The sequence below is a fragment of the Alistipes communis genome (genome assembly GCF_006542665.1).
Classification (GTDB): domain Bacteria; phylum Bacteroidota; class Bacteroidia; order Bacteroidales; family Rikenellaceae; genus Alistipes; species Alistipes communis.
In genome coordinates this window covers 3,195,969-3,218,232 of record NZ_AP019735.1, presented here as the reverse complement: position 1 = coordinate 3,218,232, position 22,264 = coordinate 3,195,969, and the positions used below count along the sequence as shown (strand labels likewise).

At 58.7% G+C, this 22,264-nt stretch carries 19 protein-coding genes; 11 read left to right on the top strand and 8 right to left on the bottom strand.

Annotation, left to right across the window (positions count from 1 at the left end):
* Positions 1-9: 9 nt before the first annotated feature.
* Entirely contained in the window at positions 10-2,076 is a 2,067-nt protein-coding gene (gene ligA, locus FMF02_RS13200; RefSeq protein WP_141413463.1) for an NAD-dependent DNA ligase LigA, read from the bottom strand.
* A gap of 135 nt (positions 2,077-2,211) precedes the next feature.
* On the opposite strand from ligA, the gene FMF02_RS13195 reads away from it, so the two are divergent.
* From FMF02_RS13195 to FMF02_RS13170, 6 genes are all read left to right on the top strand, one after another.
* Positions 2,212-2,541 carry a hypothetical protein gene (locus tag FMF02_RS13195; RefSeq protein WP_026074685.1) on the top strand — a complete coding sequence of 110 codons (330 nt, stop codon included), beginning with the start codon at positions 2,212-2,214 and terminating at the stop codon, positions 2,539-2,541.
* A gap of 337 nt (positions 2,542-2,878) precedes the next feature.
* Entirely contained in the window at positions 2,879-4,144 is a 1,266-nt protein-coding gene (locus tag FMF02_RS13190) for an adenylosuccinate synthase (RefSeq protein ID WP_019129343.1), read from the top strand.
* Between the two features lie 37 nt (positions 4,145-4,181).
* Positions 4,182-4,877 (top strand): YiaD family glycine zipper/OmpA-like lipoprotein, encoded by a 696-nt coding sequence (locus FMF02_RS13185; RefSeq protein ID WP_026074686.1) that lies wholly within the window; start codon positions 4,182-4,184, stop codon positions 4,875-4,877.
* 74 nt (positions 4,878-4,951) lie between these two features.
* Positions 4,952-5,830 (top strand): electron transfer flavoprotein subunit beta/FixA family protein, encoded by an 879-nt coding sequence (locus FMF02_RS13180; RefSeq protein WP_141413462.1) that lies wholly within the window; start codon positions 4,952-4,954, stop codon positions 5,828-5,830.
* Between the two features lie 20 nt (positions 5,831-5,850).
* The gene (locus FMF02_RS13175; RefSeq protein ID WP_019129346.1) at positions 5,851-6,870 is read left to right on the top strand and encodes an electron transfer flavoprotein subunit alpha/FixB family protein; all 1,020 of its coding nucleotides are present in this window, start codon (positions 5,851-5,853) and stop codon (positions 6,868-6,870) included.
* Positions 6,870-8,600: an acyl-CoA dehydrogenase family protein gene (locus FMF02_RS13170; protein WP_141413461.1), complete on the top strand. Its 1,731-nt coding sequence runs from the start codon at positions 6,870-6,872 to the stop codon at positions 8,598-8,600. The genes FMF02_RS13175 and FMF02_RS13170 overlap by 1 nt, the downstream gene beginning before the upstream one ends.
* Before the next feature lie 75 nt (positions 8,601-8,675).
* On the opposite strand, the gene FMF02_RS13165 is transcribed toward FMF02_RS13170, so the two are convergent.
* Both FMF02_RS13165 and FMF02_RS13160 read right to left on the bottom strand, forming a co-directional pair.
* Entirely contained in the window at positions 8,676-8,987 is a 312-nt protein-coding gene (locus tag FMF02_RS13165; RefSeq protein ID WP_019129348.1) for a hypothetical protein, read from the bottom strand.
* Positions 8,988-8,996: 9 nt separating this feature from the next.
* Positions 8,997-9,191, bottom strand: coding sequence for a YtxH domain-containing protein (locus FMF02_RS13160; protein ID WP_019129349.1), 195 nt, complete (start codon positions 9,189-9,191; stop codon positions 8,997-8,999).
* A 98-nt stretch (positions 9,192-9,289) separates the two neighbouring features.
* On the opposite strand from FMF02_RS13160, the gene FMF02_RS13155 reads away from it, so the two are divergent.
* From FMF02_RS13155 to FMF02_RS13145, 3 genes are all read left to right on the top strand, one after another.
* The gene (locus tag FMF02_RS13155; RefSeq protein ID WP_141413460.1) at positions 9,290-9,778 is read left to right on the top strand and encodes an SLOG family protein; all 489 of its coding nucleotides are present in this window, start codon (positions 9,290-9,292) and stop codon (positions 9,776-9,778) included.
* A gap of 395 nt (positions 9,779-10,173) precedes the next feature.
* The gene (locus tag FMF02_RS13150) at positions 10,174-11,361 is read left to right on the top strand and encodes a cation:proton antiporter domain-containing protein (RefSeq protein WP_141413459.1); all 1,188 of its coding nucleotides are present in this window, start codon (positions 10,174-10,176) and stop codon (positions 11,359-11,361) included.
* Positions 11,362-11,706: 345 nt separating this feature from the next.
* Positions 11,707-12,825, top strand: a complete 1,119-nt coding sequence (locus tag FMF02_RS13145; protein ID WP_019129352.1) for a DEAD/DEAH box helicase — start codon at positions 11,707-11,709, stop codon at positions 12,823-12,825.
* 75 nt (positions 12,826-12,900) lie between these two features.
* Here the strand turns inward: FMF02_RS13145 and FMF02_RS13140 are convergent, their stop codons facing one another.
* The 3 genes from FMF02_RS13140 to FMF02_RS13130 all read right to left on the bottom strand — a co-directional run bounded on the left by FMF02_RS13140 (position 12,901) and on the right by FMF02_RS13130 (position 15,528).
* Positions 12,901-13,704: a tetratricopeptide repeat protein gene (locus FMF02_RS13140; protein WP_141413458.1), complete on the bottom strand. Its 804-nt coding sequence runs from the start codon at positions 13,702-13,704 to the stop codon at positions 12,901-12,903.
* 84 nt (positions 13,705-13,788) lie between these two features.
* Positions 13,789-15,021: a 6-phosphofructokinase gene (locus FMF02_RS13135; protein ID WP_026074688.1), complete on the bottom strand. Its 1,233-nt coding sequence runs from the start codon at positions 15,019-15,021 to the stop codon at positions 13,789-13,791.
* Between the two features lie 306 nt (positions 15,022-15,327).
* On the bottom strand, positions 15,328-15,528 hold the full coding sequence (locus tag FMF02_RS13130; RefSeq protein ID WP_026074689.1) for a cold-shock protein: 201 nt from the start codon (positions 15,526-15,528) through the stop codon (positions 15,328-15,330).
* 159 nt (positions 15,529-15,687) lie between these two features.
* On the opposite strand from FMF02_RS13130, the gene FMF02_RS13125 reads away from it, so the two are divergent.
* Both FMF02_RS13125 and FMF02_RS13120 read left to right on the top strand, forming a co-directional pair.
* The gene (locus FMF02_RS13125) at positions 15,688-15,933 is read left to right on the top strand and encodes a hypothetical protein (RefSeq protein ID WP_141413457.1); all 246 of its coding nucleotides are present in this window, start codon (positions 15,688-15,690) and stop codon (positions 15,931-15,933) included.
* 662 nt (positions 15,934-16,595) lie between these two features.
* The gene (locus tag FMF02_RS13120) at positions 16,596-16,943 is read left to right on the top strand and encodes a hypothetical protein (RefSeq protein ID WP_015546599.1); all 348 of its coding nucleotides are present in this window, start codon (positions 16,596-16,598) and stop codon (positions 16,941-16,943) included.
* A gap of 51 nt (positions 16,944-16,994) precedes the next feature.
* On the opposite strand, the gene FMF02_RS13115 is transcribed toward FMF02_RS13120, so the two are convergent.
* A complete protein-coding gene (locus FMF02_RS13115) occupies positions 16,995-20,195 on the bottom strand; it encodes a helicase-like domain-containing protein (RefSeq protein WP_518166014.1) in 3,201 nt (1,066 codons plus the stop codon).
* Positions 20,196-20,333: 138 nt separating this feature from the next.
* The gene (locus FMF02_RS13110; RefSeq protein WP_244611588.1) at positions 20,334-22,247 is read right to left on the bottom strand and encodes a winged helix domain-containing protein; all 1,914 of its coding nucleotides are present in this window, start codon (positions 22,245-22,247) and stop codon (positions 20,334-20,336) included.
* Positions 22,248-22,264: the final 17 nt, after the last annotated feature.

The following is a 22,264-nucleotide window of genomic DNA, read 5'->3' as shown; positions in this document are numbered from 1 at the left end:
GTATTTCGGTTAAAACAATGCGCCCTGCGTCGGCTGCGCGGGCGTTTCAGGTTCCTCCGCCGCGAAGGTCGCCGCTGCGGGTTCGTCGTCGGCGATCAGCGCGAGGAACTCCTTCTCCGTGAGGATCGGGATGCCCAGTTTCTCGGCCTTTTTCAGTTTGGCGGGGCCCATATTCTCACCGGCCACGATGTAGTCGACATTGGCCGACACGGCGGCCAGGTTGCGCCCGCCGTGCAGTTCGATCAACTCCTTCAATTCGTCGCGGCTGTGCGTCGAGAACTTGCCCGAAATGACGAAACTCTTGCCTGTCAGCGCGTCGGAGCGGAGACGAGGCGCCTCGGCCTCGAATTTCAGCCCGGCGCGGCGCAGCCGTTCGATCAGCGTCCGGTTGCCCTCGTCGGCGAAGTAGTCGAGAATGCCGTCGGCGACTTTCGGCCCCACCTCCTCGGCTTCGACCAACTCTTCGCGCGTGGCACGCATCACGGCGTCCATCGACCCGAAATGCGAGGCGAGGTATTTGGCTGTCGTTTCGCCTACGAAACGGATGCCCAGTGCGAAGAGCACGCGCGGAAAGGGCACCAGCTTCGAACGGCGGATGCTCTCCATGATGTTCTCGGCCGATTTCTCGCCCATGCGGGGCAGAGAGGTGATCTGTCCGGCCCGCAGGTCGTAGAGGTCGGCGGCGTCGTGCACCAGACCGTTGCGGTAGAGCAGCTCGACGGTCTCCTCGCCCAATCCGTCGATGTCCATCGCCTTGCGGCGGATGAAGTGGATGATGCGTCCGAGAATCTGCGGCTCGCAGTGGTTCTGATTGGGGCAATAGTACTTCGCTTCGCCCTCGTAACGCACCAGCGGCGTGCCGCAGACCGGACAGACGGTGATGTATTCGAAGGGACGGCTGTCGGCCTTGCGCTGTGCGAAATCGACGCCCGTGATCTTGGGGATGATCTCGCCGCCCTTCTCGACGTAGACCCTGTCGCCGAGACGGATGTCGAGTTGCGCGATCTGTTCGGCGTTGTGCAGCGTGGCGCGTTTGACGGTCGTTCCGGCCAGTTGGACGGGGGCGAGGTTCGCCACGGGAGTGACGGCGCCCGTGCGCCCGACCTGGAAGTCGACGCTCAGCAGTTCGGTGAGCGCCTGCTCGGCCTTGAACTTGTAGGCTACGGCCCAGCGGGGGGCCTTGGCGGTCGATCCCAGCGCCCGCCGGTCGGCATACCGGTTGACCTTCACCACTACGCCGTCCGTGGGGAAGGGGAGCCGGCTGCGCGCTTCGTCCCAATGGGCGATGAATTCGTCGACCTGCGCGATGCTCCGGCAGATGCGCATTTCGTTCGAGATTTTGAATCCCCATTCGCGTGCCTTTTGCAGGTTTTCCCAATGCGAGTCGTAGGGCAGGTCGTCGCCCGCCAGCTGGTAGAGCGTGCAGTCCAGGCCGCGGCGGGCCACGACGGCCGACGACAGCTGTTTGAGCGTCCCTGCGGCGGCGTTGCGCGGATTGGCGAAGAGCGGCTCGCCGGCGGCTTCGCGCTCGGCGTTGAGACGGTCGAACGACGCATAGGGCATCAGGATCTCTCCCCGTATTTCGAACAGATCGGGATAGCCCTCGCCCGACAACACCAGCGGCACGCTGCGGATCGTGCGGACGTTGGCCGTCACGTCGTCGCCCGCGGTGCCGTCGCCGCGTGTCACGGCCTGCGACAGGCGGCCGTGGTCGTAGGTGAGCGAAATGGCCGTACCGTCGAATTTCAGTTCGCAGACGAATTCCGTTTCGCCCACCTCCTTTTCGACCCGTTCGATGAATTCGTGCAACTCGTCGAGCGAATAGGTATTGCCCAGCGACAGCATCGGGAAGCGGTGCCGCACGCTGCGGAACTCCGAGGTGATGTCGCTGCCCACGCGCACGGTGGGGGAGTTGGGATCGGCGTATTCGGGGTGCGCCGCTTCGAGTTCCTGCAACTCGCGCAGCAGGCGGTCGAATTCGAAATCCGAGATTTCCGGTGCGTTTTCGACGTAGTATTTTCGGTTATGATCGTTGAGCTGCGTGCGCAGTTCGCGTATGCGTTCGAGTATACCCATATATATTATTGTTCGCGCTAAATTACACAATTTGTTTGGAACATCCATAAAAATCAAAAAAAATGCAAAAAAAATCGGAAGATGAAGGGCGGTATACAAATTTTGTTTATACTTGCACAAAATTTTACGAGTTTTATGGTAAAAGCCATGGCGAATAAGAAACATTTGGTAGCGAGTTTCCACAATCTCTCTCCTGAATTACAGGAGGAAATCAAGCAGAAATATCCGCTTGGTTTTACCGATGCGATGATTCGTGTCGATAAACCGAACGGCGATTTCTTCTATGCCGTTCCTTATGATACCGACGAGATCAGTTATCTCGTTAAAATCGACGTAAAGATCGACGATCTGTCCGAAGACGAGGAGGAGAAGGAGTATTACGACGACGAGATCAAGGGCGCCGACGACATCCAGGAGGAGAGCTCCCAGGCGGAGGAGGCGACGGACGACGACGTGGAAATCTGACGGCCGGTGCTGCCGGTGCGCTACCCGACTTTCCGAGAGGACGGTCGGGTTTTTCATTGCCGCCGCAGACGGCGTTCCGAACGGATGTGCGCCCTGCGGGCGGCGGCCCGATTCCGCAGGCGGAACCGCCGAGAACCCGAATGGAGGCGGACCGGCTTTTTCGGCCCTTGCTTTGCAGGGAGAGGGGGTTGCGGGTGCCCGTCGGCAAAGCGCCGGCAACTCCGGATTCTTGACAATTTGTTGAAAAGTCCCGCAGCGGGATTGGGTATTTCGGAGAATAATTCGTATCTTTGAATGCAAAAAATGTCTTTTGCATAAAACAGATAACGGAAAAGAGATGAAAAAAGTCGATGTCATTCTCGGTTTGCAGTGGGGCGACGAAGGAAAAGGCAAAGTGGTCGATGTGTTGACCCCCCATTATCAGGTCGTGGCCCGCTTTCAGGGTGGCCCCAATGCCGGGCATACATTGGAGTTCAACGGGGAGAAGTACGTGTTGCGTTCGATCCCTTCGGGTATATTTCAGGGCGATAAGGTCAACGTGATTGGCAACGGCGTGGTGCTCGACCCGATCCTCTTCAAGGAGGAGGCCGAGGCACTGGCCCGCAGCGGCCACGACCTGACGGAGCGGCTCTACATCTCGAAAAAGGCGCACCTGATCCTGCCCACGCACCGCGTGCTGGACGCTGCGTTCGAAGCGGCGAAGGGCAGTTCGAAAATCGGCACCACGGGCAAGGGCATCGGCCCGACCTATACGGACAAGATCAGCCGCAACGGCGTGCGTGTGGGCGACATCTTCCTCGACTTCAAGAAGATTTACGAAGTGGCCAAGGCGCGTCACGAGAACATTCTCGAATCGCTGGGTTACAACTACGATATCGACGAACTGGAACGACAGTGGTTCGAGGGGATCGAATACCTCAAAAAGTTCCGCATCATCGACAGCGAGCACGAAATCAACCGCTTCCTCGCCGAAGACAAGGCCATTCTGGCCGAAGGCGCACAGGGTACGCTGCTCGACGTCGATTTCGGTTCGTACCCGTTCGTGACCTCTTCGAATACGATCTGTGCGGGCGCCTGCACGGGCCTCGGCATCGGCCCCAACCGTATCGGCGAGGTCTACGGCATCTTCAAGGCCTATTGTACGCGCGTGGGCAGCGGGCCTTTCCCGACGGAGTTGTTCGACGAGACGGGCGAGGCACTGTGCCGGCTCGGTCATGAGTTCGGTGCGGTGACGGGGCGCAAGCGTCGTTGCGGCTGGCTCGATATGGTGGCGCTCAAATATGCCATCATGGTCGACGGCGTGACGAAACTCATCATGATGAAGGCCGACGTGATGAACGATTTCGATACGATCAAGGTGGCCGAGGCCTACGAGATCGACGGCCGTCGCGTGACGGAGTTCCCCTACGACATTCAGGACGACGTGAAACCCGTCTACCGTGAGTTCAAGGGGTGGAAAACCGATTTGAAGCAGGTGCGCCGTTACGAGGATTTTCCTGCCGAGTTCAAGACCTATGTGGAATATATCGAACGCGAGACGGGCGTGCCCGTGGCGATCATTTCGGTCGGGCCAGACCGCGACGAGACGATCGTTCGGCAGTAGATAGACGTATTGACGATATCAAAATATTGAATATTCTATGAGACGAATCTCTTTGCTGTGCGTGACGTGCGCTGCGGCGATGATGGTGGCCGGCGGCTGCGCGTCGATGTCGGGGACGCTCAAAGGCGGCCTCATCGGCGGCGGAGGCGGCACGGCCGTCGGCGCCGGTATCGGTGCGTTGGCCGGCGGCGGCAAGGGCGCTGCGATCGGTGCCGGCGTAGGGCTGGCGCTCGGCGCGACGGCCGGTGCGCTGATCGGCCGCAAGATGGAGAAGCAGAAGGCCGAATTGGCGGCTATCGAGGGGGCCGAAGTCGAAACGGTGACCGATACCAACGGGCTGGACGCCATCAAGGTAACCTTCGACACGGGCATTCTCTTCCCGACCAACGGGACGGCGCTCAACGCTTCGGCGAAGGCTGCGCTCGACAAGTTCGCCATCAGCCTGTTGCAGAATCCCGATACGGACGTGACCGTTTTCGGCCATACCGACAGCACGGGGACGCTCGCGGTCAACGAGCGTATTTCGCTCGAACGTGCGCAGGCCGTTCGCAACTATTTGGAGACGAAAGGAATCGCCTCGAACCGCTTCCTCAAAGTCGAGGGCAAGGCCTATACCGAGCCGGTCGCCTCGAACGATACGGCCGAGGGCCGGGCGGCCAACCGCCGCGTCGAGGTTTATATCTCGGCCGGTCAGGCGATGATCCGGCAGGCGCAGGAGGGGACGCTCCAATAGGATTTTCGGCGGGTTTTCCGGTGGGAAACCTGCCGTTTTTCGTGAATATACAATGCTAACTTAAAACTATACGAATGAAAAAAGCGTTGAAAATCGTTGTATTGGCAAAGCAGGTGCCCGATACCCGCAACGTGGGTAAGGATGCGATGACGCCCGAAGGGACGGTCAACCGCGCCGCTCTGCCGGCAATCTTCAATCCCGAGGATTTGAACGCCCTCGAAATGGCGCTCGCTTTGAAGGACGAGACGGAGGGTTCGACCGTGCATATCCTGACCATGGGTCCCCCGCGTGCAGCCGACATCATCCGCGACGCCATGTTCCGCGGCGCCGACGGCGGTTATCTGCTGACCGACCGCAAGTTCGCGGGTGCCGATACGCTGGCGACCTCCTATGCGCTGTCGTGCGCGCTGCGCAAAATTTGTCCCGACGTGATCGTCGCAGGTCGTCAGGCGATCGACGGCGATACGGCGCAGGTGGGGCCGCAGGTGGCCGAGAAGCTGGGCTGGCCGCAGGTGACCTATGCCGAGGAGCTGCTCGAAATCAAGGCGGACTCGCTGGTTGTCAAGCGCCGTCTGGAACACGGTACGGAGATCGTCGAATGCCCGCTGCCGCTGGTGATGACCGTCAACGGCTCAGCGCCCGAATGCCGTCCGCAGAATGCCAAGCGCGTGATGAAGTACAAGTTCGCGCAGACCAAGTCCGAGATTGCGGCCGCTCCCGACTGCATGGCTTCGGCGATGGCCTCGGCGAAAGCGTATTTGCAGATCGTCGAGCTGGCGGCGGCCGATGTCGATCCCGACGAGACGCAGCTGGGGCTTGTCGGCTCGCCGACGAAGGTCAAGAAGATCGAGAACGTCGTTTTCCAGGCCAAGGAGTCCAAGCGGCTCACGGCGGCCGATGCCGATATCGAATCACTGATGGTTGAACTCATTGCGAGCCACACGCTCGGTTAAAGATCGGAGGATATTCTGTTATGAACAACATATTTGTCTATATCGAGCTCGAAAACGGCGCGGTCGCCGACGTGAGCCTGGAATTGCTGACCAAGGGCCGGGAGCTGGCCGACGAGCTGGGCGTCAAGCTCGAAGCCGTAGTGCTGGGGCACGGCGTCGCCGGCATCGAGAAGGAGCTGGCCAAATACGGCGCCGACACGGTCTGGGTGGCCGACGACGAGATCTTCGCGCCGTTCCGCACGCTGCCCCATACGGCTGTGCTGTGCGGCCTGATCCGGCAGGAGAAGCCGCAGATCGCCCTGTTCGGTGCGACGCCCGTGGGCCGTGATTTCGCGCCGCGCGTGTCGTCGGCGCTGCACAGCGGTCTGACAGCCGACTGCACGCAGCTCGTGATCGGCGACCACACCGATCCTAAGACCAAGACCGACTATAAGAACCTGCTCTACCAGATTCGTCCCGCCTTCGGCGGCAACATCATCGCCACGATCGTCAATCCCGACCACCGTCCGCAGATGGCGACCGTCCGCGAGGGCGTGATGCGCAAGGAATACGCCGCCAAAGCGGGCGCCGGCGAGGTGAAGCCGATCGACTGGCGTCCGATGGTGCAGGATACGGATTTGGCGGTGAAGATCATCGACCGCCAGATCGAGGAGCGCAAAATCAACATCAAGGGTGCGGGCGTGATCGTGGCCGGCGGCTACGGGATGGGTTCGAAGGAGAACTTCAAGCTCGTGCACGAACTGGCCGAGGTGCTGGGCGCCGAGGTGGGCGCCAGCCGTGCGGCCGTCGACGCGGGCTTCGCCGAACATGCGCGTCAGGTGGGGCAGACGGGTGTCACCGTGCGTCCGAAACTCTACATCGCCTGCGGTATTTCGGGCCAGATCCAGCACACGGCGGGCATGGATCAGTCGTCGATGATCATTTCGATCAACACCGACGCGGAGGCGCCGATCTGCAAGATCGCCGATTTCGCCATTACGGGCGACGTCAACGAGGTGATCCCCAAGATGATTAAGTATTACAAACAAAACTCGAAGTAATGGCTAATTTCTTTTTAGATAACAAGGATTTGCAGTACCACCTCGAGCATCCGCTGATGCGTAAGATCGTGGAACTGAAAGAGCGCGGATTCGCCGAGAAGGACACCTATGATTATGCGCCGCAGAATTTCGAAGACGCCATGGACTCCTACCGCAAGGTGTTGGCGATCGCGGGCGAGGTGTGCGGCGACGTGATCGCCCCCAACGCCGAGAGCGTGGATCACGAGGGGCCGAAGGTGGTGAACGACCATGTGGTCTACGCCGAGGGCACGCAGCGCAATCTGGACGCGGTCGTCAAGGCCGGCCTGAGCGGTCTGACGTTGCCGCGCAAGTACGACGGCCTGAATTTCCCGCTGCTCTGCTTCGTGATGACCAACGAGATGGTGGCGCGCGCCGATGCCGGCTTCGAGAATATCTGGGGCTTGCAGGACTGCGCCGAGACGCTCAACGAGTTCGCCTCGGAGGAGCTCAAACAGAAGTACCTGCCGTGGGTTTCGGCCGGTGCGACCTGTGCGATGGATCTCACGGAGCCGGATGCCGGTTCGGATCTGGGAGCCGTGATGTTGAAGGCCACGTGGTCGGAGCAGAAGGGCACATGGCTCCTGAACGGCGTGAAGCGTTTCATCACCAACGGCGACGGCGACGTATCGCTGGTGCTGGCCCGTACCGAGGAGGGTACGACCGACGCCCGCGGCCTGTCGATGCTCGTCTACGACAAGCGCGACGGCGGCGTGAAGGTGCGCCGCATCGAGAACAAGCTCGGAATCAAGGGCTCGCCCACGTGCGAGCTGGTCTTCACCAACGCTCCGGCACAGTTGGTCGGCGACCGTAAGATGGGCCTCATCAAATATGTGATGTCGCTGATGAACGCCGCCCGTCTGGGTATCGGCGCGCAGTCGGTGGGGTTGTGTGAAGCGGCCTACCGCGAAGCGCTGAAATACGCCAACGAGCGTGCGCAGTTCGGCAAGAACATTATCCGCTTCGCCGCGATTTCGGAGATGCTGTCGAACATGAAGGCCAAGACGCAGGGCGTGCGTGCGCTGCTCTACGAGACGACCCGTTTCGTGGAGATCTACAAGCAGTACACCCATATCTCGCACGAGCGTCCGCTCGAAGCGGAGGAGCGCCAGGAGATGAAATACTACAACAAACTGGCCGACGGCTTCACGCCGCTGCTGAAACTCTTCTCGTCGGAGTACGCCAACCAGATGGCCTACGACGCGATCCAGATTCACGGCGGTTCGGGTTTCATGAAGGATTATGCCTGCGAACGGCTCTACCGCGACGCCCGTATCATGAATATCTACGAGGGCACGTCGCAGTTGCAGGTCGTGGCGGCGATCAACCACGTGACTAAGGGCACCTATCTCGAACAGATCAAGCGTTACGAGGAAGCCGGGCATATCGAGGCCGTGCAGCCGCTCGTGGAGCGGCTCGTCTCGCTGCGCGCGAAGTTCGAGGAGGCGGTCGCCCATGTCGAGCAGATCGAGAAGGAGACCTGCGGCTTCAAGGAACTCCATGCCCGCCGTCTGGTCGAAATGGCCGGTTACCTGGCCATTACGCACCTGTTGGCGTTGCAGGCCGGAGATCGTGAGGAGTACCTCCTTTCGGCCGAAATCTACGGAAAACTCGCCGCCTCGAAGATCGAAGAGGCTTACGCCTACGTCATGGCTTCGACGGCCGCCGACGTGGAGCTGTTCAAGAAGATCGAGTCGGAGACGCTCTGTTAAGCGGCGGTATATAGACCGAAAACGCCGGACTGCATCGACAGTCCGGCGTTTTCGGTTGCGTGGCGGCGCGGGGCCTTACCACAGGAGCCGGTGAAGGAATCCCGACACGCGCCGATACCCGTCGTGGACGGTTCGCATGACCTCGTAGACGACTTCCCAACGTTCGCGCAGCCGTGCGATGGCGTCGCGGACGGCCAGCTGGTAGGTGAGCAGAGCGATCAGCAGCGTGAATCCGCCCAGCAGAACCGCTGCCAGCGGCAGCGACCCGAGCAGTTCGGCCAGCCAGAATACGAGCGCCGTCACCAGCAGGACGTAGGCCGAAAGGGCCATGACGAGGAAGAATACGAGTGCGCCGGCGAAGGAGCGTTCGGTGGAGTCGGAATACATGGCTGCGAATTACTTTTTGGCGGCGGCTTCTTCGACCTTACCCTCGACCTCGTGGTATTTGTCGCGGACTTTCCGGGCTTCGCGGTTTACGAGATCTTTGATCTGTCCCCGCACTTCGGCTCCCGACTTCGGGGTAGCCAGCAGGGTAATGACCGAGCCGAGCACCATACCGCCCAGCATCGCGAAAAAACAAGAACCTTTCATAGTGGCAAAATGTATTTGAAATTCACCCGCTACGATTGCAAAGTTCAGACCAAAAGCGTAACTTGCAGCATCATTCCCGCACGAAGCGGACGTACCGAATGGATCGATCGAGGGAACATACGGCGGCATTTACCGGACATCGACGCTACGACGGCGAGTGCGACGACGCATTGCGTGCCGTCGTGCGGGAGCTGTACGGCCGGGGTTTCCGTGTGTTTTGGAGCGGCATGGCCCTGGGATTCGACCTCGCGGCCGCCGAGGCGGTGCTCGCCCTGCGCGGGGAACTGCCCGGATTGTGGCTCTGCTGCGCCGTTCCTTTCCCCGGGCAGGCGGATCGTTTTCCGGAGGCGGATCGCCTCCGATATATGCGGATTCTCGATCGGGCGGACGAGGTGGCGACGCTCGCTCCGCGTTATGAACCGCGTTGTTACCTGCGCCGCGACGAGTTTATGGTGGAGCGGTCGGCCGCCGTCGTGGCATGGTTCGACGGCGGCAAGGGAGGGACGCGCTATACCTGGGATTATGCGCGGCGCTGCAAGGCGGAGCGGATCAACTTGTGGTGCGACGGTCAACAGGAACTTTTCTGAGGCATTGCGGCCTCTTTTTTGCGGTTATCGGGTGAATTTCGGGACAGATCGGCCGAAGTGCCTTAATAGTTTTCGGCTTCGCCTTAGATACTCCCGCTCGGCATAATCAAGCTAACGCTTGCTTCTGCGCTCGACTTTTCGTATCTTTGACTGTGTCTTAGATACTCCGTCTCGGCATAATCAAGCTAACGCTTGCTTCTGCGCTCGACTTTTCGTATCTTTGCATGCGGATGGGACGGCGGGCCGCACGGGCTGCGGGAGAAGCCCTCCTGCGGATGGATTCCGCTTCGGTGGCGATCGGGCGATACTTGCCCGCATGGGCGGAGCCGAAGGAGGGGAAAGCCGCCTCGGCCGGCCGCGCGGACCGAACCGCGTCGGAACCGACAAGATTGATTATGAAAAAAGTCCTTACCTTTTCCCTTTTACTCGTATTGGGGCTCGTCGCCTCGCAATTGCTGCCGGGGCTGCTGGGTGCCGATTACACTTCGTTCAAGATGTGCTCCGATACGCTGTTGTACGTCTGTCTGGCGTTTATCATGATCAACGTCGGCCGGGAGTTCGAGATCGAAAAGGGCGAGTGGCGCTCCTATGTAAGCGACTATTTCATCGCAATGGCCACGGCCGCCGTGCCGTGGATTTTCATTACGCTCTACTACATGTTCGTGATGCTCCCGTCCGTCTACTGGGGCGACGCCGAAGCATGGAAGGAGAACCTGCTGCTGAGCCGGTTCGCCGCCCCGACCTCGGCCGGTATCCTCTTCACGATGCTGGCGGCGCTGCACCTCAAATCGAGTTGGATGTACCGCAAGATCCAGGTGCTGGCGATTTTCGACGACCTGGACACCATCCTGCTGATGATTCCCCTGCAAATAGCGATGATCGGCCTTCAATGGCAGATGTTCGTCGTCGTGGCGATCGTGACGCTGTTGCTGGTCGCGGGATGGCGGAAACTGGGGCATTACGACCTGCGGCAGGACTGGAAATCGATCCTGCTCTACGCCGTCGTCGTTTTTGCACTTACGCAGGGGCTTTACGCGCTCACCGCTTCGCTGTTCGGCGAGTCGGGCGGCATTCATATCGAGGTGCTCCTGCCTGCCTTCGTATTGGGCATGACGATGCGTCACCGCCATGTGGATTCGGCGGCCGAGGCGCGCGCGTCGTCGTTCGTGTCGTTCCTGTTCATGTTTCTGGTCGGCGTCAGTATGCCGCTGTTCATCGGCGTGCAGCACGCCGAGGCATTGTCCGGCCATCATTCGGTGACGGGCTCGCAGCCCATGATGTCGTGGGGGACGATCGCCGTGCATGTGCTGATCGTCTCGCTGCTGTCGAATCTCGGCAAGCTCTTTCCCGTCTTTTTCTACCGCGACCGCAAACTGAGCGAGCGGCTGGCGCTTTCGATCGGTATGTTCACACGCGGCGAAGTGGGCGCCGGCGTGATCTTCATCGCGCTGGGGTATAACCTCGGCGGCCCGGTGCTGATCGTCTCGGTGCTGACGATCGTGCTCAACCTGATCCTCACGGGCGGCTTCGTCCTGCTGGTGAAACGGTTGGCGCTGAAAGCCTACGGGACGCAGCCGTCATAGGAAGTTTCGTCCAAAATTTGTTTATTCGGGAAATTATACCTATCTTTACGGCGTAATAATCTTTCGCGCCGGCTTTCGGAGCCGCTCTTCTCCCCGTTATTTTATTACGAATCCGTCGAATCCGACAGCCCGAACCGAAGGGCGGGAAGCGCGTCGTAAGGTATCGATCCGGCCGGCGAAGCGAAGGTGCGAAGGGTGAAGCGCCCGCAACGGGTGTTTACGGGAAATGTCAATATGAAATCCGGCTCCGCAGGATGCCGTAATACGAGTTCGGCGAGATTCCATATTCACACGACTTTACAATTATCGATAAACTTATCTTACGTCGGACTCACGGATAAATACATGAATTTTCAGGAATTGAATTTGCCGAATGCGCTGTTGCGCGCATTGCGGGACAAGGAATACGAACGACCCACGCCCATTCAGATGCAGGCGATCCCCGCCGCTTTGGAAGGCCGGGATATCCTCGGTACGGCCCAGACGGGTACGGGCAAGACGGCAGCCTTCGCGCTGCCTGTTCTGGCGAACCTGCTGCGTCGGCCGCCCGTCGGCCGCGGACGTCCGATCCGGGCGCTGATCCTCACGCCCACGCGCGAACTGGCGTTGCAGATCGACGAGTCGCTCGGCGACTACGCCAAGTACACGCCGCTGCGTACCTGCGTCGTTTTCGGCGGCGTGAACCAGCGTCCGCAGATCGACTGCTTGAAGCGCGGCGTCGATGTGCTGACAGCTACGCCGGGGCGTCTGCTCGACTTGATCGGGCAGGGGCATATCTCGTTGAAGCAGATCGAATTTTTCGTACTCGACGAGGCCGACCGGATGCTCGACATGGGATTCATCCACGACATCCGGCGCTTGCTGCCGTTGCTTCCCGGACAGCGCCAGACGTTGCTCTTCTCGGCGACGATGCCCAAGACGATCGAACGGTTGGCCGCCGATCTGCTGAACGATCCCGTGCGCGTCGCCGTCGAACCGGTGGCGTCGGTGGTCGATACGATCGAGCAGCGGCTCTGCTACGTGGAGAAACCCGAAAAGAAGCAGGCCCTGATCTCGGCGCTGAAAGAGAACGACGGCCGTTCGGTGCTGGTCTTCTCGCGCACGAAGCACGGTGCCGACCGCATCGCGCGGATCGTGTCGAAGGCCGGTATCGGTTGCGACGCGATCCACGGCGACAAGTCGCAGACGGCGCGCCAGCGCGCCCTGTCGAATTTCAAGGCGGGAAAAACGCGCGTGATCGTAGCGACCGACATCGCCGCGCGCGGTATCGATATCGATCAGTTGGAAATGGTCATCAACTACGACTTGCCCGATGTCGCCGAGACCTACGTGCACCGGATCGGCCGCACGGGCCGTGCGGGGCATTCGGGGATGGCACTGACTTTCTGTGCATCGGACGAACGTCCCATGCTGGCCGATATTCAGAAACTCACGGGCAAGAAACTGCGCGTGATCGCAGGCTAAGGCCGGTCTCTGCGGAAAACCAACGACGCCCCGCATCCGTCACGGATGCGGGGCGTCGCCATCGTTCGCTTCCCGTCATGCTCCGCGTTCGGCCTCCAGCGCCTCCGCTTCGGTGCGGTATCGGGCCGCTTCGCCGCAGGCGCCCCGCCGTTCGCAGAGGTCGGCCAGCAACACGAGGGTACGGGCCAGCGAACGAAGATGGTTGCACCGTTCGAAGGGATCTTCGCACAGTTCGCGCAGTATGGCGGCCGATGCGAGGTAGGCCTCTTCGGCGCGGGCATCGTCGTGCATCTCCTCGTAGAGTCGTCCCAGCGATCGTCGGCACTGTGCCGTTGCGGGACGGTAGCGGTGCGGGTCTTCCCCGTCGAACTCGGCGTGTTTGTCCAATGCACGCAGGTACATGCGTTCGGCCTCGCCGAAGCGCCGTGCGTCGGCATGGAGGTTTCCCAACTGCCAGAGCGTCGAGGCTACGTCCTCGCCGTAGACGAGCGGTGCAGCGGCGGCCATGCTTTCGTAAGCGGATAGCAGGCCGAGCAGCACCTCCTCGGCGCGGTCGTCGTCGAGACGAAGGCTCAACTGTTGGAGATCGCTCATCAGCGTAAGGCGGTTGAGCGTCAGGTCGCGCCGCCCCCGGTAGCTGTCGTAGTTGCGGAGCGCCTGCGTGAACAGGCGAAGCGCCGTGCGGTAGGAGGCGGGCGTGTGGCGCCACCAGTAGAATTTTCCCAGCGTATGCTGTGCCTCTGCGAGTCTGGGACGGTAGGTGTTCGGGCGTCGTTCGACGGCCTTTTCGTAGCGGGCGACCTCCGCGCGGCAGCGGGCGATGCATTCGCGTAGCCAGGCTCGGTGTTGCTCCCGTTCGGCTCTTTTGTCGGAGTTCATGGTCGGTTGGGATAAGGATTGAAAAAAACGCTGCGGTAGACCGGATCGGCTGCCGCAGTGTTTTCTTTCGGGTTCGGCAGCGTGCTACCAGTTGAGAATCTTCTTGAAATCGAAGACTTCGGGGTCGGCCACGTACGCCTTGGCGGCCTCGTAGTCGGCCGGCGTGATGTAATTCATCAGGTTGTCGATTACCTGCTGGATCTTGTCCGAGTCGATATTGACCAGACGGGGCGGAATCTTGCCCGTGGCGGGATCCTGCAAGTCTTTGAGATAGAGCGGCGACACGAAGCCGTCCTGGCTGATGTAGACCATGCAGCCCGTCTTGCCCTCCGAGAAGAGTTTGTAGACGCCCATGCCCAACTCCGAGCAGTAGACCAGATCGTAGGCGATCGGAGTCTGGCAGCGTACTTCGTAACCGATCTCTACGGGACGCGACTTTACCTTGATTTTCAGTTCTTTGAGCTTGTTTTCCAGCATCTCGTTGAAGATATGCGCCTTCGATACTTTGCCCAGTTCGGGATGTCCGTGCTCGTCGTAGGAGAAATGGATGCCCGATTTCTTGATCTCTTCATCGCTCAGGGCGTGGAACACACCTTCCGAGATCATGGCCACGCCGTAGTCGATGCCCATGATCTTGCGCTTGATGATCGACGAAACGACCAGGTTGACGATCTTCTCGACGGTGATCTCCGTCTTGTTGAACATCTCCGGAATGACGATCATCGGGTAGTGGCAGGCCGAGCCGATGCCGAAGGCGAGGTGCCCCGCCGAACGGCCCATGGCCGCTACGACGAACCAGTTGGCCGACGTGCGTGCGTCGTTGTAGACGGCGCGGCCGATGACCGTTCCGCCCTCCTTGGCCGACTGGTAGCCGAACGTCGGCGTGCCGGCCGGCAGCGGCAGGTCGTTGTCGATCGTCTTCGGGACGTGGATGTTGGCGATGGGGTAGTGCTTCGCTTCGAGGAACTTGGCGATGCGGTTGGCCGTCGATGCGGTGTCGTCGCCGCCGACGGTCACGAGCAGCTTGACGTTGTTCTCGGTGAAGAAATTGAGGTTGAAATTCTCCTCGAAATCCTTGTCGGTCGGTTTGAAACGGCTCATCGTGAGGTACGAACCGCCCTGATTGAAGATGTAGTCGGCCTGCGTGAAAGTCAGGTCTTCGTAGCGGGGCGAGGGATTGAAAAGACCCGAATAACCGTAGTGCAGACCGATCACGCGATACCCTTTGGCAAGGAACGTTTTGGCGACGCTGCCCACCACCGTATTCATGCCCGGTGCGGGACCGCCACCTGTAAGAATTGCAATTGCCTCTTTCATAGTGCTTTAAAGTTATGATTGTTCAGATGTTCCGAATCTGTTCTTTTCGCGTCCAAAATTACAAAATATTTTAATAAACCCGAAACAATCCTCGGCAAAATTCCGGCCGGTCGGGGCAAAAATCTACCTTTGTCCGTCGCCGGCCGGTTTTCCCGGAATGCGGGCGGAGGCAGTCCGTCGTATGCCGGACGGCAAAGAGTTCCGTTTCCGAGGGGCGTCTTTCGTCTCCGTCGGCACGGCGTTTTGAAAAAGAAGGACGGTCCGCTTCGTGCGGACCGTCCACCACTGGGTGAAAATGTATGATTGTTACTCAACTACTTTCACATTGATCGCCTGAATGCCCTTGCTGCCCTCGCCGAGTTCGTATTCAACTTCCTGCTTCTCGTTGAGAGCCTTGAAACCGTCTTTGACGATGCCCGAGTAGTGAACGAACACTTCCTTACCGTCTTCGCCAGTAATGAATCCGTAGCCTTTCTTGCCATCGAACCATTTAACTTTGCCTTTCATAAAAATAGAATAATAGATTTGTCTGGCAAAGTAAAATAAAAACAATTGAATGTCAAAACTTTTTGGCTTGTTTTTTGAACCGATTCATGAAAAAATGCGAAATTATTAGTATATTTGTCTGTGAATTCGGCAAGAAACGTGACCGATAGAACTAAGAATATGAATGCCAGAATCATAACCGCGCTGCTCGCTCTGCTGGGTTTCGGAGCGGCCTGTTCGGGCGTGAAGGAGACCGCGAAGAGTGCGGGCAGCCGTGCGGACAGCGTGAGGGTCCAACGGCCGATCCGCCTGATGTACGGCGTGCCGGTGCGCGAATTCCAGGCACGGCCGCTGGCCGATTCGGCTCGCGGCGAAGGGCGGCTTCCGTCCGCCGAGGCGCAGCCGGAAGATGTTCCGGCGAAGTGACGGCGCCCTTTCTGCTGCGATACGAAAACCCCGGCTTGCCAAACGGCTGACTGTTTTTGAGATACCGTTCTGTAAATCAGAACGGTATTTTTATTGAAAAGAGCAAGGGTTACGAATTGGTGACGGAAGTCTTACATTTTGTTGCACCCTTATACAATATATCCAAGAACTCACGACAAATATAGTTAAAATATTATACATAAGCAAATTAACGAATAGAAAAGCATTAAGTACTATTTAAGCATATCCGAGTTGGATATGCTTTTTTGTGCTACGACGGGTTGATTATTTAGTTGCCTGTTTTAACTAAATTATTGCTATCGGAATGTTTCCTATCATTGCATCGTCTAACCAACGATCATTGTAATGAAGCCATTGAAAGGTAATCCGATTCTGCGTTTGTTACGTCTGGTATTGCGGCGATTCAATCGTCTCGAACTACTCATCCAAAACAATTCTCGACCTTTACCCGATGACCTGATCGACACTCCGGCAGTCCGTATGCTTACCCGGATGTCCGACCGTACCCTCTCCCGTCGTCGGAGCGACGGCACGATCCCTTATGTCAAGCACGGCGGCAAAATCTATTACAGCAGATCGCGCGTTCTCGAAGCCCTCCGGAATGAACCCAATACCACATCAACTAATAAAGTAAAGAAGTCATGAAAAAGATGATTCTTATTGAGCGAAGCAAATTCGCTCTGCTCGTTCGCAGCCACATGAAAGCCTCGAACATGCTCCTCGTATTGCAGCATGTCTGCCGGGAGCGCCGTATTTCTCTTTCGATGACGCAGGAGGAAGTCTGCCAGCTCATCCGACTCGATCCGGATTTCGTCGAGAAATACAAACGTCGCGGAAAACTCTGTCCCGTCGAGGATCAGGATGGCAAACAATATTACAATGTACTGGATTTCATCAATCTGAAAGACATGCAGGAGAGTAAGCGTATTTTCTATCAGACAATGGAACAAGCAGTGCCGGATACGGCGATTACGATTGATCGGGAATAACCACTCAAATTCAACGAGGCTGCCTAACAAATTTTAGACAGCCTCGTTTTTTTATAACTTCGGCCCTTTGGCCTTCACGTTCGTCGCGGGCCGCACGAGAAGAATATGATTGCGAATAAAGTCCGATTCGGGCGGAGACACGACGTGCTCCCGTTCTTCCGGCGGTTCTTCTTGGCTCCCGGATGCCGCAGAAAGCAGCTCTGCCTTCGACGGTCTGGCGGCCTCGTCCACAATCTCCGCATTTTCGATCTTCAGCTCATTGCCGTTATCAGCTGTTTTCGCCTGCATCTCCTGCTGCTTCTGTGCGATGTCGAGCTGAATCTTCCGAGTCAGCGACTCTGCCTCGGCCTTGAGCCGCTTCAGCTCCTCCTCTTTGGGCCATACGGCTGCGATCTGTTGCTCGAAGGTCGGAATGTCGCGGGTGAATTGCTTTTTCTCTTTCTCGTAGGTCGCCATCAGTGACGGTATCGTGTCGAGCGCCCGGATGAAGTTCGTCGCTGCGGTTTTCGGCTCCGCAGCCAAATGCCCGTTGTTGAACGTGTACTTGATGCCGTCCAACCCTTCGACCATGAATTTATTGACTGTAAGCGCCAGCCCGTCTTTCTGCATCCGCTCGGTGCGGACGAGAATGCGGAAATCGAACAGCGTGCCGATTTTCTGGTAATCGTCGCCGGTATTTACCGTGCGGTCGATTTCCACGAGGCGTTTGCCGTGAGCGACAATATCCGCGGATTCTACGCCGTCGATCCGCAGGGGATTGGCCCGCTTGCCTTTGGCGTCCAGCGGCGCCACCTCGTTGATATAGTCCCAGTCGCGTTTCAGACGTTCGAGCATCGTAGCCCGTCGTCCGATCTCTGCCGTGTAGCGCTGCAGTTGGCTCTGCGCCTCATGTCGGGTACGCATGAAGATCGTCTGCTCGCTCTCCAGCGCCGCGATCCTGCCTTCGAGCTTGGCCTTTTGCAGCAGGTCGGTATTTCCCGATACCACTGCCATCCATTCCGCGAAGTTCATCCCCGAATCCTCGCTGATGGCCCCCTCGTCCAGCCGCCGCGCACCTAACCGGTTGCGCTTGAGCTGGTCGATGAACTGCTGCTTGTTGTGCAGCAGATTCAACTTATAGGCATCGAGCGTGCGCAGAACGGCATAGACATAGGCTTTGACTTTATTGCCGGCATACTCCTTGGCGACTATGTTGCCTTTCCGTGCGCCGCGGCCGTTGCGCTGTTCCAGATCCATCGGCCGCCACGGAATGTCGAGGTGGTGCATGCAGACGATTCGTTTCTGGGCATTGACTCCCGTTCCGAGTTTCTGCGTCGAGCCGAAAAGCACCCGGATTTTCCCTTCGTTCATGGCGTCGAACATCGCCTGCCGCACCTTGTCGCTCGCGGCTTCCTGTACGAAGCGGATCTCCTGCGCCGGAATACCGTGGTCTTCGACCAGTTTGCGTTTGATCTCCGAATATACGTTCCAAATGCCGGGTTTATAGGTCGAGAGATCGCAAAAGACCATCTGCGTGCCTTTCTGATCTTCGTATCGCCGGTAGTATTCTGCGATGTTGGCGGCACTGCGGCTGGCCTTGTTGCCCGGCGAATCCGCATACGCGGGACTTATCAGCCGCATGTCGAGCGAGAGCTTGTTGGAGTACATCGTCACCAACAGCATCAGGGCTTTGACCTCCCCGTCGCTCAGGTCGGTGCGTCCGATATGTTCGGGATCTCCCGTCTTGGCGAAGAGCACCAGTTTGTCCAAAAACGCCTGCTGATCGTCGGTCATAGGTATCTGGCATAGCTCCTCGTCCAGCTCGGGACGGTCGATTCCCACGTCTGCGGCCGTGCGGTAGTCGGTAATCTCGTTGTAGAACATGGCCAGCTCCGGAACCTTGATGAAATAGCGGAAACGCTCTTTGGAGATCACTTCGTTGGTCACCGAAAACTCGAACTCCGATGTTTTCTGCGCGAATACCGCGGCCCACGCATCGAAGCAGGGAATGTCCTGCCGCTCCAGCTCTTTGGGACGCAGATACTTGAACAGCAGATACAGCTCCGTCAGGGAGTTGGCAATGGTCGTTCCCGAAAGGAACGTCGCGCCGAGATCGCGCCCCGTGCGCTGCTGAATGGTGCGGATGGCGTACAGCAAATTCATGGCCTTCTTACTGCCGTCGGTATTTCCCAGTCCCGACACACGGCTGTGGCGGGTGTTGAACATCAGATTCTTGAAGTTGTGCGATTCATCGACGAACAGATGGTCTATTCCCATCTGCTGAAAATCCACCGTATCGTCCTTTTGCGCGTCGATTGTCTCCTGCAACTCGTGGAGCTTGGCATCCAGATTCTCCTTGCGTTTTTCCAGACCGCGCAGAATCCAGCCGTCCACATGTCCGCCCTGCTTTTCGTAGGACGCCAGATTTTCATCTATGTCGTCCATCTCCTGCCGGAGAATCCGTTGCTGCACCTCAGCCGACTGGGGTATCTTGCCGAACTGTTCGTGCGTAAGGATGATGCAGTCCCAGTTGTTGTTCTTGATGTCGCTGAAGATCCGCAGGCGGTTTTCCGGCGTGAAATCCTCCTTGCCTGGATAGAGCAGACGGGCATTGGGATAGGCCGTGCGGAAGGTTCGGGCGATCTCGTGGATGTTGGCTTTGATACCGATGATCATCGGCTTGCGGGCCAGTCCCAGACGGTGCATCTCATACGCTGCGACGCACATGATGAGCGTCTTGCCCGTACCGACCTCGTGGTCGCAGATGCCGCCGCCGTTCTGCTTGATCATCCAGATCGCATCCTTTTGGCTGGGATACAGGTCTTCGATGCCCAGCCCCCGCAGGTCGAGCCCCGGAAACTGTTGGTGGCTGCCATCGTAGCGTGGACGGACATAGCAGTTGAATTTGCGGTTGTAGAGATCGGTAAGCCGCTCCTTGAAATCGTCGGGCTGCGCATGCAGCCATTCGACGAACGCTTGCCGGATTTCGGTGATGAGCGTGTCGGCCTTCTGCCGGGCCTCGAAGTCGGGAATCCGGATGGTCTTGCCGTGTTCGTCCTTGCCGCCGTCCTTGTTGATGTTGGGCAGCGTGTTGAGCATGGCATGGTGCAGCAGATCCATACCGTCGTAGACCTCGAAGTCCCCTTTGACGACGTATTTCTGGGAGATCAGAGGGCTGTACCCGTGGTTCTCGATGCCGAAGGCATCCATCTTCGACGAATAGCTTACCGATACGGGAGCCTGAAAGAAATGCCCGCAGAAGCCTTCGTAAATATCGGTCGGTATCCATCGCTCGCCGAGGTTGAAATCCAGCTCCTCGAACTCGATGCGTTTGGGTGCGGCCTCACGAAGCAGTGCGAGCGAGCGGCGGCTGGCATCGTCATCGGGATTCTCCTTGAGGTAATTTTCGATTCATTCGGCTTTGGCGACGACATTCCCAGCCGCGAGCCGTTCGCGGATTTCATACCCCTTAACCATCGGATTGTAGAAAATGCGATCGCCCAGCTCGTCGATCAGCTCTTGCCGGGAACGCGATGCGAGCGACTCCATATAGGGAAACTCCACCCGTCCGAACTTGTTGAGCGAGGCGGCCAGCGCTTCGGTCGCCGTATCGACCTGTTTGATCTCGTTAGAGTCGAACGATACGGGGCGTCGGAGGATGTCGGAGAGCTGTTTTCGGCCTTCGACGAAACGTTCGAGCCCCAGCACCTCCCGCCCGCCGGGATCGTTCAGGATGAAGGCGACATTCTCCTTCTTGTTCAGATCGCCCAACAGAGCCGTGAAGTTCTCGTAACATCCGTTGAGTTTGCGCCGCAGGCCCTTGTATTCGATCTCGTTCTGCATTTCGAGCCGGCAGAGCAGCTGGTAGGTATCCCGCAGCGGGATATAGCGTTCGGCCCGGTATCGGGACAAGGTTCCCAGCTCTTCGGGATGGAACGTACAGCCCTGTCGTGTCAGGCCGCCCAGACGCCCGACTTGCCCTTCGAACAGAACCAACGACCGCTCTTTGTAGTGCGGAAGCATCGTGCCGGTAAAGGGCCGCGGATCTTTATTCTCCGAAACCAGCGCAGCGATTGCTGCCGGGGCATCCGTGGCCTCCGCGGCCTCCGCCGGTTGTGCGAACAGATTTCCCTGCGTGAAGAGATCGGACATGCCGGTCGTATCCGTTCTGCGCCCGGCCCGCCGCTGTCCCAGCGGACGGCGGGCGATCGGAACGGCGGCAGCGCTGCCGAAAAGCGATGCGGCCGGAGCCGATACTTCCGGAGTCGGTGCAACGGATGCCTGCTCCGGTGTCAGCATGGGCTGCGGAGCCGCGACCCGATTTTGCCTCCGGGCGGTCGGCGGCACGGTTTGCGCCTGCGGGATATGGAGCGGACGGAGATATTGCGTATATCGTTCGGTGTCGAGGCGGGCTGTGAAATCATTTGCGAGGATTCCGCGCAGCCGCTCGGCGATCCGTTCCGGACCTCCGTCGTAGTGCAGTACGAGAGCGGATTGTCCATAGAGACTTTTTTCATGCGAAACCATCGTATGGATCGCGTGCTTGAAATCCCGGTGGTAGTCGTTCAGGTAAATTCCGTTGCCGATCTCGGACGAACTGACGAAGCATTGCTCGTCGGGGGTAAGCTCCCGCTTTTCGCTCCATTTCTGAAGGACGACGAGGTCGCTGGCCACTTCCGTGCCGGCATACTCCGTAAAGAGGTTGTTCGGCAGCCGCACGGCCGAAACCAGCCGCGCATGCTCCATCAGATAGCGGCGGACAGGTTCGTTGCCGGGAGCGTCCATGACGCCCGCCGAGGTGACGAACGCCAGAATACCGCCTTCGCGGAGCGTATCCAGACCCTTGATGAAGAAATAGTTGTGAACGGCCTTGAGCGCTTGTCCTCGAACCGGGTCGTCGCTCTTCCGAAAGGCAGCGTCGAAAATCCGGGTATCACCGAAGGGAATATTGGACGTTACTACGTCGAAATAATCGTCATAGGCCGTTTCGATGGTCTGGAAACCGTCGATGACGACCTGCTCTCGTTCCCGGGCCAGTGCGGAGAGCACTTGTCCGGTCAGCAGGTCTTTCTCGAAGGAGAGGATTTCGATTTCGCCGTCGGCGGCTTCCCGGAACGACGACGGGAAAATCCCGGCCCCGGCGCTGGGATCGAGCAGCCTGCGGGGAACGACTCCTGCATTCCGGAGCGTCTCGGCGAGCGTACGCACGATGGCCGGCGGTGTGTAGAATGCCGTCAGCGTAGAATTGCGCATGCTCTGCACGAAGTCTTTATACCGCTGTTCGCTGCCGGCATAATGGCGCAGCAGTTCGTGCAGCTCCCTCACCTGTGGAAAGAGTTCCC